Below are 17342 nucleotides of genomic sequence, written 5' to 3'. Positions count from 1 at the left end.
TTGTGAATGCCTGAATGTGAATGCCTGAATGACGTTGACCGTTTTATCAATTTTTGAATTCTACATTAAACGGTTAATCCCATCGAAAGATAGGAACGCAGCATGAGCGAAGCGGCAGGCGGAAAGGAAATTGTAAATGATAAATTATAAAGTATAAATGGTAGTGGCTCATTCTACATTTTACATTCTACATTTTACATTCTACATTTTACATTGAGAGGTTAACCGAAAGGGCATGTCGAATGACAGATAATATGGATTTGAAATCTCATGTTAAATGTTGGCTTCGAGAACCTCAGCCAACATCGAGAACTTCAACCTACATTATTCACAAACGATAGCATTCTACATTAAACGGTTAATCCCAACGAAAGATAGGAACGCAGCATGAGCGAAGCGGCAGGCGGAAAGGAAATTGTAAATGATGAATTATAAAGTGTAAATGGTTATGGTTCATTCTACATTCTACATTCTTCATTTTAACAGCCGTATGCTGAGTGACAATCGGTTCCGCGTAGCGGAATTCGTCTTAGGATTAACCGTATTTCTTCTGTTTTTTTTGTTTCTTTTTTTATAAAAAAAAAGAAATGCCAAAGAAAGTTAAGCATCTGAAAATTGATGAATTCAAAAGACTTTAAAGTGCTTTTCATTTAAAATCAGGCACTTAGCGTTTCATTGTTTCACATGGATTTTCTTTTTTTGAAAAAAAGAAACAAAAAACTTCTTTTTTTGTCGTTCAGCCAAGGCGAATTCCGCTTTGCGGAACCGTGATTCACTTCGCTATCGCCTATATTTTTGACGCCGACGCACATCGCCTATGCCGAGGTCAAAACCTCGTCTACCGCTGCGTTCATCACCTTTCGCAGGGCTGCACGACGGTGTTTTCTATCAAAAATTCTATATGCTTCATTTTACATTCTACATGGTGAGGTTAATCCCATCGAAAGATAGGAACGCAGCATGAGCGAAGCGGAAGGCGGAAAGGAAATTGTAAATGATGAATGATAAATTATAAAATGTGAATACCTAAAATAGGTTAAGCGTTTTATCAATTTTGAATTCTACATTCTTCATTTTACATGCTACATTGAGAGGTTAGCCGCATGGTCATGTCGAATGACTGATAATATGGATTTGCAATCTCATGTTAAATGTTGGCTTCGAGAACCTCAGCCAACATCGAGAACTTCAACCTACATTATTCACAAACGATAGCATTCTACATTAAACAGTTAATCCCAACGAAAGATGGGAACGTTGCATGAGCGAAGCGGCAGGCGCATCTTTGACCTCGTGCGTAGGCTAAAGCTAAGCGTCAAAGATTAAAGCCGTATGCGGAGTGACAATCGGTTCCGCGCAGCGGAATTCGTCTTTGGATTAACCGTATTTCTTCTGTTTTTTTTGTTTCTTTTTTTATGAAAAAAAAGAAATGCCAAAGAAAGTTAAGCATCTGAAAATTGATGAATTCAAAAGACTTTAAAGTGCTTTTCATTTAAAATCAGGCACTTAGCGTTTCATTATTTCACATGGATTTTCTTTTTTTGAAAAAAAGAAACAAAAAACTTCTTTTTTTGTCGTTCAGCCAAGGCGAATTCCGCTTTGCGGAACCGTGATTCACTTCGCTCTCGCCTATATTTTTGACGCCGACGCACATCGCCTATGCTGAGGTCAAAACCTCGTCTACCGCTGCGTTCATCACCTTTCGCAGGGCTGCACTACGTAGTTTTCTATTATAATTCGACATTCTACATTAAACGGTTAATCCCAACGAAAGATTGGAACGCAGCATGAGCGAAGCGGCAGGCGGAAAGGAAATTGTAAATGATGAATGATAAATCATAAAATATGAATTGTGAATACCTAAAATAGGTTGAGCGTTTTATCAATTTTGAATTCTACATTCTTCATTTTACATACTGCATTGAGAGGTTAACCGAAGGGGTATGTCGAATGACAGATCATATGGATTTGAAATCTCATGTTAAATGTTGGATTCGAGAACCTCAGCCAACATCGAGAACTTCAACCTACATTATTCACAAACGATAGCATTCTACATTAAACAGTTAATCCCAACGAAAGATGGGAACGTTGCATGAGCGAAGCGGCAGGCGGAAAGGAAATTGTAAATGATGAATTATAAAGTGTAAATGGTTATGGTTCATTCTACATTCTACATTCTTCATTTTACATTGAGAGGTTAACCGTAGGGGTATGTCGAATGACAGATCATATGGATTTGCAATCTCATGTTAAATGTTGGCTTCGAGAACCTCAGCCAACATCGAGAACTTCAACCTACATTATTCACAAACGATAGCATTCTACATGCTAAACACTAAAAACTAAACCATAATAACTAATATTACCGCTGCATACATCACATTTCGCAGGGCTGCAAGACGGTATTTCTTATCAAAAATTCTACATTCTTCATTCTACCATATTTCCTCTCAAATCAGGCTTGCAAAAATGAAAGCAATGAATATCTTTGAAAATGCTTAAGCAAACTATGTTCAGCATATAAACCTATTTTAACTCAAAATAATGAAAAATTCGCGCAGAAACTTCATTAAAAAGGCTTCCACAGGAGCAGCCGTTTTATCTATCGGGGGAATTCTTCCTAGCTTCTCAGCTAAAAGCTACGGACATATTATAGGTGCCAACGAAAAAATTACCGTGGCCTGTATGGGTGTGAACAGTCGTGGACTAGCCGTAGGTAAGAATTTCGCAGCACAAAAAAATTGTGAAGTTTTACATGTTAGTGATGTAGATTCCCGTGCTGCAGATATTTGTATCAATGCCATTGAGAAAATTCAACATAAACGTCCGAAAGCTACGCCCGACTTCCGAAATGCATTGGAAGATAAGGATGTCGATGTATTAATTGTAACTGCACCTGACCATTGGCATGCCCCAGCTGCAATTCTAGCCTGTTCGGCAGGTAAGCATGTGTATTTAGAAAAACCTTGTTCCCATAATCCCAATGAAGGGGAACTACTCGTGAAAGCTGCTGCGAAACACAAGCGTATCTTGCAAATGGGTAATCAGCGTAGATCTTGGCCCAATGTAGCTGCCGCCATAGCCGAATTACATGCAGGAGTTATCGGTAAACCTTATTATGCCAAAACTTGGTATACCAATAATCGTGCTTCCATTGGAGTAGGAAAAGAAACAGCCGTACCCTCGTGGTTAAACTATGATTTATGGCAAGGTCCCGCTCCAAGAAAAGCATTCAAAGACAATCTAATCCACTACAATTGGCATTGGTTTTGGCATTGGGGAACAGGTGAAGCCTTAAATAATGGAACTCACATGGTTGATTTGGCTCGTTGGGGGTTGAATGTACATTATCCTACCAAGGTTAGTTCCAACGGAGGTAGATACCGCTACCAAGATGATTGGGAAACACCTGATACACAAATGATTAATTTGGAATTTGAAAACAAATCCCTCATTACTTGGGAAGGTCGCAGTTGCAATGGTAAATCCATAGAAAGTCAAAGTGTAGGAGTTATATTCTATGCCGAACAAGGTTCCATGTTAATTGAAAGCGGAAATTCCTATAAAATCTTTGACCTCAAAAATAACCTTGTTAAAGAAGTAAAAAACGATTTTGTAGTAGATGCACGCAATTTGGCGGATCCAGCATCCAATTTAGATGCCTTACATATTCAAAATCTATTTGATGGTATTAAAAAAGGTGTAGCCGTTAATTCCGATATTTTGAGCGGACATCAAAGTACCTTATTGGTTCAGTTAGGTAATATTTCTCAGCGCATGGGAAGAAGCCTTCAAATTGATCCACAAAATGGTCATATTCTACATGATAAGGAGGCCATGAAGTTCTGGAGCAGAACTTACGAAAAAGGTTGGGAGCCTAAAATCTAAGCCGATGACAACTGACAGGTTTATAAGCCAGCGTTTACATTCATTGGATGCGCTTAGGGGCTTTGACATGTTTTGGATCATGGGAGCGGATGAATTACTCCATAAATTGGCGGAGCATACCCAATCGCCCTTTTGGCAGGGATTTGCTCATCAATTCAAGCATGTGAAATGGGATGGTTTTCGAGTCTACGATTTAATATTCCCACTATTCTTATTTCTAGCAGGAGTTTCTACCCCTTTTTCCATTGGTCGAGCCTTAGATCAAGGCAAAAGTAAATCGGATGTACTGAAAAAGGTGGTTCAAAGAGGATTAACCCTTGTCGTTTTAGGCATTATATACAATGAAGGTTTAGAAATAAAACCCATGGCTGAAATTCGATTTTCTAGTGTATTAGGAAGAATTGGTATTGCTTATATGTTGGCAAACATCATTTATTTATACACCAAAGAAAGCGTTCAAATCATTTGGTTTGCCAGTTTGCTCATTGGCTATTGGCTCATACTCAAATTTACTTCCGCACCTGGTTTTCCGATGGGCGACTTAACAGAAGCTGGGAATTTTGCTTCTTATGTGGACCGCAGTATTTTACCGGGTAGATTATCCCGAGGAATCCATGATACCGTGGGCTTTTTCAACAATATACCTGCTATTAGCACCGCATTAGCAGGTATCATTACGGGTATATTCCTCAAAAAACAGACCTATCAGGGCATAGAAAAAGTTAAATGGATGGTCTATGCTGGAATTGCTTCCCTCATCATAGCCCAAATCTGGAATCTTGATTTCCCAATCAATAAGAATATGTGGTCCAGTTCGTTTGTGATGCAAACCACTGGCCTGAGCTTACTTTTATTAGCTCTTTTCTATTATATCATGGATGTAAAAGGGTATCAAAAATGGGCCTTTTTCTTTCAAGTCATTGGAATGAACTCCATTCTTATTTATTTATCAGGTCATTTTATCGATTGGGATTATACCAACAATGCCTTATTTACTTGGTTATTTCAAATTTGCGGAGAAAGCTATTCAATAATTCTCTCGGTGGTTTGTGTGATCTTAATTAAATGGGTATTTTTAAGATTCCTTTACGAAAAAAAGGTCTTTTTACGCGTCTAAAGCCTATTACATTGAAACTACATATTTTTTCCGATCCTAAAAATATAGGACAAGCATCTGGCAGCTTGGCTGCTGAACACATCAAACACGCCATTCAATCCAAAGGTCAAGCGAATATCATTTTAGCAACCGGTACCAGTCAATTCGAAACTTTAAATCAATTGATTCAAGAAAAAGACATCGATTGGAGCAAGGTGGTCTTATTTCATTTGGATGAATACATTGGTCTATCCATTTCGCATCCAGCTAGTTTTAGAAAATACTTAACGGAAAGATTCATTCAATTGGTTCCGGATTTACAAGCGGTCAATCTGATTAATGGAGAACAAGATGCTCAAGCAGAATGCCAACGATTGAATAAAATCATTCTTCAGCACCCCATTGATGTAGCATTGGTTGGTATTGGTGAAAATGGACATTTAGCATTTAATGATCCACCGGCAAATTTTGAAACCAAAGATCCCTACATCGTGGTACAATTGGATGAGGCTTGTCGCAAGCAACAAATGGGTGAAGGTTGGTTTCCAAGTTTGGAGGATGTACCCCAACAAGCCATTAGCATGTCGATTCAGCATATCATGGCCTCCAAAAAAATCATTTGCTCGGTACCCGATTTCAGAAAGGCAGAGGCCGTTAAAAATTGTCTGGAAAACGAAGTAAGCCCTTGGTTTCCAGCCAGTATACTCCAAAAACACCCTGATTGTTCCATGTATTTAGATCAACATTCGGCCGAATTACTTTCTGCTGAATATAGAAAACAAGCCTTTAACGCCTAATGGAACCGAATATAACCCGATACAAAATCCATGGAGGTGCTGTCATCTTACAAGATGAAATTTTACCTAATGGAACAGTCTTGGTTGAAAACGGGAAAATTGTAGATGTAGCAGCTGGAAATATTGATTTTCCAGGGGCCATCGAAATAGATGCAAAAGGGCGCTATATCTCTCCAGGCTTCATTGATATTCATATTCACGGAGGTGGTGGTCATGATTTTATGGATGGTACTGTGGAGGCTTTTTTAGAAATTGCCAAAACACATGCTCGACATGGAACAACAGCCATGTTGCCAACCACATTAACCAGTGAAAAAGAGGATTTGATTTTGACTTTGGAGGCCTACCAACAAGCCCATCAAGTGAATACGGAGGGGGCTAGTTTTATAGGCATGCACTTGGAAGGTCCCTATTTTGCGTTAAGCCAACGAGGGGCACAAGACCCAAAATACATTCGAAATCCTGATCCTAAAGAATATCAATTTATCTTAGAAAATTACGATTGCATCAAACGTTGGTCAGCAGCACCCGAATTACCTGGCGCCATTGAATTTGGCGATTATGTAAGTTCCAAAGGGGTTTTGGTTGCTTTGGCACATACAGATGCCATATATGAGGAAGTTGAAAAAGCATTTGCTCATGGCTATCGTTTAGCGACTCACTTTTATTCTGCCATGTCGGGCGTTACCAGAAAAAATGCCTTCCGTTTTGCCGGAGCGGTGGAAGCAGGATATTTGATTGATGATATGGATGTGGAAATCATTGCGGATGGAGTTCATCTTCCTTCCCCGCTTTTGAAACTCATTTATAAAATCAAAGGAACTAAAAAAACAGCTTTGATCACCGATGCCATGCGGGCAGCAGGTTTAACTCCAGGTAATTCAATTTTGGGTCATAAGGATAAAGGCTTAGCTGTCATTGTAGAAGATGGCGTTGCGAAATTACCCGATCGTAGTGCTTTTGCAGGAAGTGTCGCTACAGCCGACCGATTGGTAAGAACCATGCTTCAAATGACGGATGCACCCTTATTGGAAATTATTCAAATGATCTCGGATGTTCCTGCAAGAATCATGAAAATTGATGCACAAAAAGGAAGTTTAACCAAAGGTAAAGATGCTGATATCCTCATTTTTGATCAGGATATCAACATCCAAATGACCATGGTCCATGGCCGAATCGTTTATAGCTTATAATTCCTTAATCTTAATATTTTTGAAGGCTACGTTATGTCCATGATCTTGCAATAAGATATGGCCTTCTTGAATGGTCGGGTAATTAGGAAATGCCTTAAACTTACTTTGTTGAAAACCATCTAAAAATGCTTTGGATTTTCGGTTGATGGATACAATCAATTTACCATCTAAATAATGTTCGATCTGATCATTTTTAAATACGATTCTAGAAGTGTGCCAAATTGCAATATCAACATCTGCTTTCTGAGCCGCTGCAATTTGGTACAAAGAACCCGTTTTAATTTCAGCAGGTAGGTGCTTATCATTGTAGATAAAATCTGCATCATCGATCAATTGGTATTCATAGCCCGGTTGAGAGCCTCCTGAAGCTTTTGGTAATTTTTCCTCTACCAAATACTTAACTCCAGAATTACCTAGTTTACCTAATTTCCAATCAAAACGTAAATCAAAGTTTTTGTATTTTTTCAAACTGACAATATCCCCACCGTCGGCCGCCTCTCCCCCATCACTTAGCTCACCAAATAAAGCACCATCCCGAATTACCCAACCTTTTTTGGGAAATTCATTCATGAATGCGCCCCTCCATCCATGCGTAGTTTTACCATCAAACATGAGGCTAAAACCAGCTGATTTTTCACCTTTTGTTAATGAATTATCGCGAGAACAAGAACATAAGGCACTAATAATCAACAAACTAAATAAAATTTTCATTGTTTAAAGAGGTTTATTTTTTTGAATACATATCCGCTAAGTTGACCTTAGCACCTTGTTGGTTTTTACTTGCATCAGCTGCCTCCATGAAGGCAAATATTTCCAAGGTTTCTTCTTTGGAAACGGGAGGAATCCCTGTTTGAAAAAACTCAATAATTTTAATCAATAATGGGTCATAGCCACCATAAGGGCCTAAATGTGCTACTGAATTAGAACCGAAAGCCGTGCCACCGTATTCTTGTTTCCCATTTTTCAATCCCCTAAATGTCCCAATACGCCCATCATTCCATACACCTACCACTACTTCATGCTCTTCATTGATGTAGCGATTTACCTGTTTACATCCAGTTCCCATCATGGTAAATAGCGTTTCCACCCCATGTATTCCATACCAAAATAAATCAGGATGCGTTTTTTCTATTTTCATGGGACTATAAGCATCTGCTCCGATCACCTTTCCTACTTTTCCTGATCTAATTTCTTGAGCACTAGGAGAAAAGCGCAAAGAAGAAGCGGAAAATACCGGAACTTTATATTTTTCTGAGGCGGCAAATATGGCTTCGGCATCTTTCAAAGAAGCGGCAATGGGCTTATCAATGAACATCCTCTTTCCAGCTTTCAACACTTCTAAAGCTTGTTCTAAATGTAACCTTCCATCATTGGTTTCCAACATGACTACATCCACTTTGGTCAATAAGTCTTGAATGGAACTTACAATTTCCACCCCATATTTTTGCACTTCAGCCGTATAAGCTGGAATCCTCTCTGTACTGGAAAGAATATCTTTACTCCCCCGTGGATAAGCCGCCACTATTTTATATCCGTTATACTGACTAGCATCTGGGGCGTTTAAAGCTTTGGTAAATGCCGTAACATGGGAGGTATCAAGACCGATGATACCAATTCTTTTTCCAAGCTCTGCTTGTGTTACTTGTGAAGAGGAAAATGAGGTCGACCAGGAACTAGCACTTACTAGCGCAATTCCAGCCATGGAACTTTGTTGTAAAAATTGTCTTCGAGAGTTGTTAGATTTTTTCATATAATGGGTGATTCAGAAAATTTATTTTCTGATTTTATGACCGTAAACAGCGTAAAAAACGAGGTATAAATAACAAGGGAATAAAACCCAATAAGCTGATCTCAAGTCATAGATATCAGCCAAATAACCATAAAACAGAGGCATGATGGCATTTCCACATAAACCCATAATCAAAATAGAAGCACCTAATTTGGTGAATTTACCAAGACCATCCAGTGCCAAAGGCCAAATACCCGCCCAAATTAAAGAATTGGAAAGTCCTAATAAGATGACAAAGCAAATGGACATATCGACTTGATGTCCGAGAAACTGAACTTCTCCATGACCAAAAATAATTCCCAACGTGAAAATAGTACCCAAAAGTGTACATATTCGAAAGGCGTTCACTTGTGAAATGAATTTTGGGATGAAAATAATCCCCAAGATATAACCTGCAATAGTAGCTAATAAGGTATAGGAAGGGAATAGCTTTGCTTCTAACAAAGCGATATTCATGGAGCCAGCATAACCAATGATGGTATCTATGGCAATTACTTGCGTGCCTACATGCAAAAAGATAGCAATAGCCCCCAAAATCAAATGAGGGAATTGAAAAATACTGGTTTTTCCTGAATTGGATAGAGCTTGCTCATCCGACTCCGAGTCGGTATCAATCTCGGGTAAAGGCGAATAACGTACCAATAAACCCAATAAAAACAAGACCGAACCCACGATCGCATACGGAATAGTTACTCGTCCTACTAATTCATCCAAGGCTGCACTTCGGGCTTCCCCAGACATAGATGCCAAGTTTTTAAACAAATCACTGTCCGTAGCTTTTAAGACCACGGCAGCAAACACCAAGGGAGCTAAAACACCTGCGCCTTTATTGAATATCCCCATGATGGAGATGCGCTGAGCGGCACTTTCTTGTGGACCCAATACGGTGATGTATGGATTCGCGGCAGTTTGTAATATGGCCAATCCTGCACCCAACGTAAATAAACCTAGTAAGAACACGGGATAAGTCCGAGTCATGGATGCGGGCAAAAAGATGAATGCACCCAAGGACATCAACCAAAAACCTAACATCATTCCGCGTTTGAAACCAACTTTCTTTAATAAAAATGAAGCAGGAACGGACATCACGAAATAAGAAATGTAAAAGGCAAACGTGACGAAATAGGCCTGAAAATTGCTCAATTCGCAACCTATTTTAAAATAAGGAATCAGGATGGCATTTACCCAGGAAACAAAACCAAAGATAAAAAACATGAATCCTATTATCAGGATGGAGATTTGGGTATCTCTCCTACTCAAAGCAGAAACGGAAACCGCTTTATTCATAATTTCGAAGGATGTAGATGGCTAAATTTTCGATTGCGAAAAGAATAGCATCGTAGATTTAAATAGGTTTTTATTTGTCCTAAATTAAATGAATTCCCATGAAAAACAAACCTGTGTAATGGGCATAGGTGATCAGCCTATTGAAAAAAGGATTTTTAGGCTTTAGGTATATTGATTACGATTTGAAATTCAACTAGAAAAATGGCCACATGAATCATTCTTCTAATTTCTTCTGTTCATTTACCTGATTAAGATTTCTCACATGGATCACAAGCTGCCTTGCCCTGATTATTCATCCATTTTTCTGCATATCGTATCATATTTATTAATATTCATTTATCTTGCTGACAACAACCTATTTAATACGATGAAATCTGCTAAAAGACGTCAATTTCTGATGCAATCAGGCATATTGAGTGCTGCTGCGGTGATTCCTTCCTGGCAAAAAAAAGGATTCCCAAGCAAGTCCTCGAACCAACAAATTCCAGCCATTTTAGGAGGCAAATCCACTATTCAAGCCAATAATTGGGTAAAATGGCCCATCTGGGATGCGGAAAAGGATGAAAAGCTTTTATTAGAGGTTATGCGCAGTGGCGTTTGGTCAAGAGCTCAGGTGGTGAATCAATTTGAGAAAGCTTGGGCTGATACCATTGGGACCAAACGATGTTTAACTTCGGTCAATGGTACTCAGGCGTTGATTGTAGCAATCAACCAAGCCAAGCTAGGACCAGGGGATGAAATTTTAGTTACTCCTTATACTTTTGTCGCCAGTATTCAAGCCATTTTGGCCAATGGATGTATACCTGTTTTTGTGGATGTAAACCCAGAAACCTTTCAAATGGATACCCACAAGATCGAGGCCAAGATTAGTAAGCGTACCAAAGCCATATTACCTGTTCACATTTTAGGATTGCCCTGCGACATGATTCCTATCATGTCCATCGCAAACAAACATCAACTCATCGTTATAGAGGATACCTGCCAAGCTCCTTTAGCCGAAATCAATCATCAAAAAGTAGGTAGTTTTGGATTAGCAGGATGTTTTAGTTTTCAAAATTCAAAAAACATTGCCATTGGTGAAGGTGGAGCTATTGTCAGCAATGACCATGATTTTATGGATCGCTGTTACTCATTTCATAATTTAGGTTTACCTTTTGGAATAGCCACAGGCTCCATTAATTCAGGGAGTTTTATGCAAGGAACTAAGGTTCGATTCACTGAATATCAAGCCGCTATAGGTTTGGCACAATTAACTCGATTGGAGTCACAAACTCAAACACGAAATGAACGAGCGGCTTATTTATCCTCCATGTTAAAAACGGTGAAGGGCATTCAACCTTATCAACTCTATCCTTCCGTTACCCGAGCTGCATTCCATTTATACCCTTTCCGATATAATCCCGCTGAATTTAAAGGATTAAGACGGGCTCATTTCTTGCAAGCCTTACAAGCAGAGGGTGTTCCTTGCTCCGGTGGATATACGGCCTTAAATACACAAGCTTTTATTCAAGAGACTTTTGAATCTAAACACTTCAAAAAACTCTATTCCAGTAGCGAATTGAAATATTCCACCTACATGGAGCAAAATCAATGCCCTTTGAATGATCAATTATGCCAAGAAGCCGTTTGGTTTACCCAAAATCTGTTATTAGGTTCCAAGGAAGATATGGAGCTGATTTTTCATAGTATTCAAAAAATACAACGAGAAGCCGAAGTCATTAAAAAGAAATTGCAGCCTTAATACAAATCTTCATGCCTCTACCCCATTCATTGCTGGCCACCCCATTTGATTCTGGTTTCTCCTTGGCTCATGATAGTTATAATGCTATTTCATTGGCATCCAATGGTCGTATTTATTACGTATTGTCATCAGATCAATTGGAAGCAGCTGGACAAATGTTTGAATTTGACCCAAAAACAAATCGAATTACTCATTTGGCCGACTTAAATGACATTTGTGGAGAAGGCCATCAAACACATATTCCACAAGGAAAAAGCCATGTGAGTTTCTATGAATACCAACAGAAACTCTATTTTGCCACGCATGTTGGATATTATCAATTGATTGATGGCATGGACCGTTTGCCGGTTCAGGCACCTGATGGGTATGCCTTATACCCTGGTGGTCATATCCTTAGCTATGATATCAATAACGGAAAATTTGAAGATTTAGCGATACTTCCAGAGGGAGAAGGATGTGTTTCTATGTTGATGGATACGCAAAGAGGGCATATATTTGGAATTACTTGGCCAACAGGCAAGCTATTTTACCTAGATGTAAAAAGTGGTCAACTTCAGCTATTTCCAGCTGTTTCAGGAAGTGGAGAAGCCGGAACCCCAGGAGAAGATTTTAGATCCCTTTGTCGCTCACTATTTGTCAACCCCAACACAGGAATCGCATATTTTTCTACTGCAGAAGGAGACATTTATCAAATTAACCCGTATTCTATAAGTGTATCTCGACTAGAAAAAGCTCATTTACGTTTGGATTATTTTGGCCAATATACACCTACCTATCCAGGGAGTATGGGCTATAATTGGCGACAAATCATTTGGTATGAACCAGAACAAGTTGCCTATGGCGTACATGGAAATTCAGGTTATTTATTTCGATTTGACCCCTCTACGGAGCAGATGGAAGTTCTGGAAAGACTTACTTCAATACCATCAAAAAAGTCGGGCATGTTTGATCAATTTAGTTATGGCTATTTGGGTTTTCAACTAGGGCCAGACCAAGAAACATTGTATTATTTAACAGGTGGTCCCATTTATCAAGATGGGAAACGACTGGAAGGAGAAAAGCAGATTGCAAAAGGAGCAGCCAAAGGTCTTGAATACTTACATTTAATTACTTATCATATTCCAAGTCATCACTACCAGGACCATGGGCCCATCTTTTATGAAGATGGAAATTGGCCCCAATATGTTAACTCCATTGCCATTGATTTGGAGGGAAAAGTATATGCCTTGGCTAGAATCCCAAGAAATCATCAGGTACGTTGTGACCTGATTCAGATTAATGCTCCCCTATCCTTGAATCGAACATGAGAACTACCTTGAATTTACTATTTCTGTTTTTACTTTTTACACTTAGAATGGATGTAAACGGTCAAGATATGTTCATTGGATTGGCAAAAAAAAGCATTACGCCTAGTCCTCCTATTTGGTTAACAGGATATGCTAGTAGAACAACTCCAGCCACAGGAGTAGTTCATGACCTTTGGGCTAAAGCTATCTATTTAGAAAGTTCTCCCCAGGAAAAAGCCATCATCATAAGTACTGATTTATTGGGATTAAGCAGAGAGGTTCATCAAGGAATAGTCCAGCAATTGGCATCAACCTATGGCTTAAGTGAAAAACAAATCATCATTAATTCATCCCATACCCACTCTGGACCTATGATTTGGCCTGCATTAAGCGGAATAGCTGATTATCATTTGGAAGATCAAAGGGCTGTTTCTACTTATACACTAGGTTTAATCAATAAGTTGGTTGAATTAGCTGGTGAATCCATCCACAACAAAGAGAAAATGACTTTATCTCTTGGGCATGGACAAGTAGATTTTGCGATCAATCGTCGACAATTGGCCGCCTCTAAAATTGGGAAAGTATTAGCAGGACCCATTGATCATGATGTGCCTATCATACAAGTGAAAAATAGGCAAGGGCAAGTGAAAGGTATTTTAGTGGGTTATGCTTGCCACAATACGACCGTGCAAGGAGATAATTATTTAGTCAATGGCGATTATGCAGGTTTTGCTCAAATTGAAATTGAAAAAAAATACCCCCAAGCAATTGCCATGTTCATTCTGGGATGTGCTGGAGATCAAAATCCTGAACCGAGAGGAAGTGTAGCCTTAGCCGAAAAACATGGTAAAAAACTGGCTGAGACCGTGCATCAGGTCCTTCAAAATCCATTAAAATCCCTAGGGAATTCTTTACGTTATGATGCGCAAATAGTCACACTCGATTTTCAAAAAACAGATATCAATTCCTACCAAAAAGAATTGGTCGGGGAGGATATTTTCAAACAAAGAAGGGCCAAATTGATGTTAGAAGCCATTAATAAAGGTTGGAATATTAGCCAATATCAATATCCCATTCAAGCTTTACGCATTGGGAAGGAATTCACCTTGGTGGCATTAGCGGGAGAAGTAGTGGTGGATTATTCGCTAAGAATCAAACGAGAATTTGCCCAACAAGATATTTTTGTAGCAGGATATAGCCAAGAAGTCATGTGTTATATCCCATCCAAGAATGTACTACAAGAAGGTGGTTATGAAGCGGAATCCAGTATGATCTATTATGGATGGCCAGGGCCCTTTGCAGATACGGTGGAAGAAAAAATTATGCAAGGAGTTTATAAACTCATGAAAAATGTCGGCATTCGACGCTAACTTTAAGCCATACCCTGTGCTATTTTTCCTTCCTTTTCGATAGATAAAAGGCTACCAAGAATCTCCAATTAAACTTTTCGATGGTTTATTTTAAAAGTTTAAAGATTCTTTTCATTTACTATATAAAAAAGGTATATTAAATAGAGTAATCTATTACATTTGCACTCAAGTTCATCAAAGATCATGACTCAGACCTAAACGCTGAGTTTTTTAAAATACAATTAGTCTATAAAGTATATGGATTAAATTACTTAATAAAAAAACCTCCTAAGAACCCATGAAAAAAATTTCGACATCCATTAGTATTCTTTTCGCCTTGCTTATTCCGCTCCTAGCCTCCGCACAAGACAAACCGATCATCAACGCCAAAATATCTGGTAAAGTTGTTGATGCCAAAACGAATGAATTCATCATTGGAGCCTCCGTATACATTAAAGGTATAACCAATGGTTCATCCACGGATGTTAATGGCGAATTTTCCATCATTACAGCGCAAAAATTACCCTTTACCTTAGTGGTAACCTATGTGGGATACCAAAAGAAAGAGGTCGTCATTCACAGCAATAAAGTAGAAATTGCCATCGAAGAAAGCAATAACGAATTGACTGATGTGGTGGTCACTTCCAGAAGACGTCAAGAATCCATTCAGGATATTCCAATTCCCATTTCCGTAATACGTGGTGCTGTGGCAGAAGATGCTGGGGCTTTTAACCCCAATCGTTTAAAGGAATTAATTCCCTCCGTTCAATTATATTCTTCCAACGGTCGAAATACCACCTTAAATATCCGTGGATTAGGGTCATCCTTTGGCTTAACCAATGATGGTATCGACCCAGGAGTAGGTTTTTATGTGGATGGGGTATATTACGCACGTCCAGCAGCTACGGCCATCGACTTTGTGGATGTAGACCGCATCGAAGTGTTACGTGGCCCACAAGGGACACTTTTCGGAAAAAATACAACGGCTGGAGCCTTCAATATCACGACTAGAACGCCAAGTTTTAGCCCAGGTGCTACCTTTGAAGCTAGCTATGGTAACTTAAACTACATCCAAGTAAAGACTTCCGTAACGGGCCCAATTAGTAAAAAATTAGCTGCCAGAGTATCTTTTTCTGGAACACAAAGAAATGGTACCATTTTCAACACTACAACCTTAAAACCGACTAATACGCTAAATAATTTAGGATTCAGAGCACAAGTACTTTATACACCTTCTGAAAATGTGAACATCACTTTTGCAGGAGATAATGCCCGTCAAAGACCAGATGGAAATGCTACCGTAGTAGCAGGAGTAGTTCCAACAAAACGTGCTGCTTATCGTCAATTCAATGCCATCATTGCCGATTTAGGATATAAACTACCCACAACAAATCCTTTTGATCGAATGACCGATGCGGATTCGCCCTGGAGAGTCAATAATGATTTTGGTGGTGCTTCCATGAATGTGGATGCCAAAATTGGCAAAGGAACATTAACCTCTACATCAGCTTGGCGTTATTGGATTTGGGATCCTTCCAATGACCGCGACTTCATCGGTTTACCCGTTTTAACGAAGTCGCAAGGGAATTCAAGACATGACCAATGGACGCAAGAAGTTCGTTATGCTGGACAGTTCTCGGAAAGATTAAGTGGTGTATTGGGTGTGTTCTTAATTGACCAAATCTTAACTTCCAATCCTGTACAAACTGAAGAATCAGGTTCTGCTCAATGGCGATTTGCCCAGAACTCTACCTCAACTTTATGGAAAACGCCAGGTTTATTTGATGGTTTTGGCACAAAAACTACTTCTAGACTGCATACCTTGGGGGCAGCCATCTTTAGTCAAGTGGATTGGAAGGTTTCAGATAAATTACACGTTTTACCGGGTATTCGTTTCAACTACGACAAAAAAGATGTGGATTATAAACGTGAAACCTATGGTGGTTTACAAACTACCGATCCTGCGCTAATTGCTTTAAAAAATGGTTTGTATACCAATCAAGCCTTCCATTTCAGTGTGAATGAAAACAACATTTCAGGTCAAATTACATTAGCCTATAAACCCAACAAATCATTCAACTTGTTTGGAACATATTCGAATAGTTACAAGCCAGTGGGTGTCAATTTAGGGGGATTACCAACAGCCAATGGTGTCGTACTTTTAGACTTAGCTAGAGTGAATCCAGAGTATGTCACTCATTATGAATTAGGACTAAAAACCAAACCAAGTCCTCTATCCACTTTAAATGTAACCTTATATAATACAGACATCAAAGACTACCAAACGCAAGTTCAAACGGCTGAAGTTGGTGTAAATAGAGGATATTTAGCCAATGCTGAAAGAGTACGTGTAAGAGGGCTTGAAGTAGATGGAAGTATTCGATTAACTAGTCATTTCTCATTGACAGGTGCTATTTCCTATACTGATGGCATTTACGTATCCTTCAAAAATGCACCGGTGCCTTTGGAAGAAACTGGTGGAACCTCTGCATTCAAAGATATATCAGGTGCTGAATTACCGGGTATTTCTAAATGGGCTGGTTCATTGAGTGGTGAATACATTCACTCAGGTAAATTCTTAGATTTAAAAGGCAATTATTTCATCGGTCTTGATACCTACGCGCGTTCTACTTTCTCTTCGAGCGCTTCTCCTTCTCAATACCTAACTATCACAGGATATAACCTGCTTAATGGAAGAATCGGTTTCCGAGCTTCCAATGGCTTCTCTGTATTACTTTGGGGGAGAAACATCTTAGATCGTGATTACTTTGAGCAATTATTACCTGCTGCTGGTAGTGCCGGTCATTATGCCGCCGTATTAGGTGACCCTGCTACGTATGGAGTCACGCTTCGCTTTACATATTAATTTTCAAGACTAGTAAACAAAAGCCCCAGCAAATGCTAGTTGCTGGG

General features: G+C 39.1%; 11 protein-coding genes. 8 read left to right on the top strand and 3 right to left on the bottom strand.

The features are described from left to right. Window positions 1-2547 precede the first annotated feature (2547 nt). The 4 genes from G9H65_RS09670 to nagA are packed head-to-tail and all read left to right on the top strand — an operon-like array spanning window position 2548 to window position 6977. Entirely contained in the window at window positions 2548-3891 is a 1344-nt protein-coding gene (locus G9H65_RS09670; RefSeq protein WP_166375135.1) for a Gfo/Idh/MocA family protein, read from the top strand. A gap of 4 nt (window positions 3892-3895) precedes the next feature. Then, window positions 3896-5008 carry an acyltransferase family protein gene (locus G9H65_RS09665; RefSeq protein WP_166375134.1) on the top strand — a complete coding sequence of 371 codons (1113 nt, stop codon included), beginning with the start codon at window positions 3896-3898 and terminating at the stop codon, window positions 5006-5008. 11 nt (window positions 5009-5019) lie between these two features. Next, the gene (locus G9H65_RS09660; protein WP_205753293.1) at window positions 5020-5784 is read left to right on the top strand and encodes a glucosamine-6-phosphate deaminase; all 765 of its coding nucleotides are present in this window, start codon (window positions 5020-5022) and stop codon (window positions 5782-5784) included. Then, complete coding sequence (nagA, locus tag G9H65_RS09655; RefSeq protein WP_166375132.1) at window positions 5784-6977, top strand: N-acetylglucosamine-6-phosphate deacetylase; 1194 nt, start codon at window positions 5784-5786, stop codon at window positions 6975-6977. Before G9H65_RS09660 ends, nagA begins: the two co-directional genes overlap by 1 nt. Here the strand turns inward: nagA and G9H65_RS09650 are convergent. The 3 genes from G9H65_RS09650 to G9H65_RS09640 are packed head-to-tail and all read right to left on the bottom strand — an operon-like array spanning window position 6972 to window position 10053. After that, the gene (locus tag G9H65_RS09650; protein WP_166375131.1) at window positions 6972-7688 is read right to left on the bottom strand and encodes a 3-keto-disaccharide hydrolase; all 717 of its coding nucleotides are present in this window, start codon (window positions 7686-7688) and stop codon (window positions 6972-6974) included. The two genes, nagA and G9H65_RS09650, sit on opposite strands and share 6 nt — an antisense overlap. Before the next feature lie 13 nt (window positions 7689-7701). Next, the gene (locus G9H65_RS09645; protein ID WP_166375130.1) at window positions 7702-8727 is read right to left on the bottom strand and encodes a Gfo/Idh/MocA family protein; all 1026 of its coding nucleotides are present in this window, start codon (window positions 8725-8727) and stop codon (window positions 7702-7704) included. A gap of 21 nt (window positions 8728-8748) precedes the next feature. After that, on the bottom strand, window positions 8749-10053 hold the full coding sequence (locus G9H65_RS09640; RefSeq protein ID WP_166375129.1) for a sugar MFS transporter: 1305 nt from the start codon (window positions 10051-10053) through the stop codon (window positions 8749-8751). A gap of 367 nt (window positions 10054-10420) precedes the next feature. Here G9H65_RS09640 and G9H65_RS09635 point away from each other — a divergent pair, with 367 nt between their 5' ends. The 4 genes from G9H65_RS09635 (at window position 10421) to G9H65_RS09620 (ending at window position 17295) form a co-directional block, all read left to right on the top strand. After that, the gene (locus tag G9H65_RS09635; protein WP_166375128.1) at window positions 10421-11794 is read left to right on the top strand and encodes a DegT/DnrJ/EryC1/StrS family aminotransferase; all 1374 of its coding nucleotides are present in this window, start codon (window positions 10421-10423) and stop codon (window positions 11792-11794) included. 11 nt (window positions 11795-11805) lie between these two features. Beyond that, entirely contained in the window at window positions 11806-13101 is a 1296-nt protein-coding gene (locus G9H65_RS09630; RefSeq protein ID WP_166375127.1) for a hypothetical protein, read from the top strand. Continuing rightward, window positions 13098-14450 (top strand): neutral/alkaline non-lysosomal ceramidase N-terminal domain-containing protein, encoded by a 1353-nt coding sequence (locus G9H65_RS09625; RefSeq protein WP_166375126.1) that lies wholly within the window; start codon window positions 13098-13100, stop codon window positions 14448-14450. Before G9H65_RS09630 ends, G9H65_RS09625 begins: the two co-directional genes overlap by 4 nt. Before the next feature lie 277 nt (window positions 14451-14727). Next, entirely contained in the window at window positions 14728-17295 is a 2568-nt protein-coding gene (locus G9H65_RS09620; RefSeq protein WP_166375125.1) for a TonB-dependent receptor, read from the top strand. Window positions 17296-17342 lie beyond the last annotated feature (47 nt).

Origin of the sequence: Aquirufa ecclesiirivi, from assembly GCF_011250515.1 — a bacterium.
GTDB lineage: Bacteria > Bacteroidota > Bacteroidia > Cytophagales > Spirosomataceae > Aquirufa > Aquirufa ecclesiirivi.
This window is presented reverse-complemented; position numbering and strand designations above follow the sequence as displayed.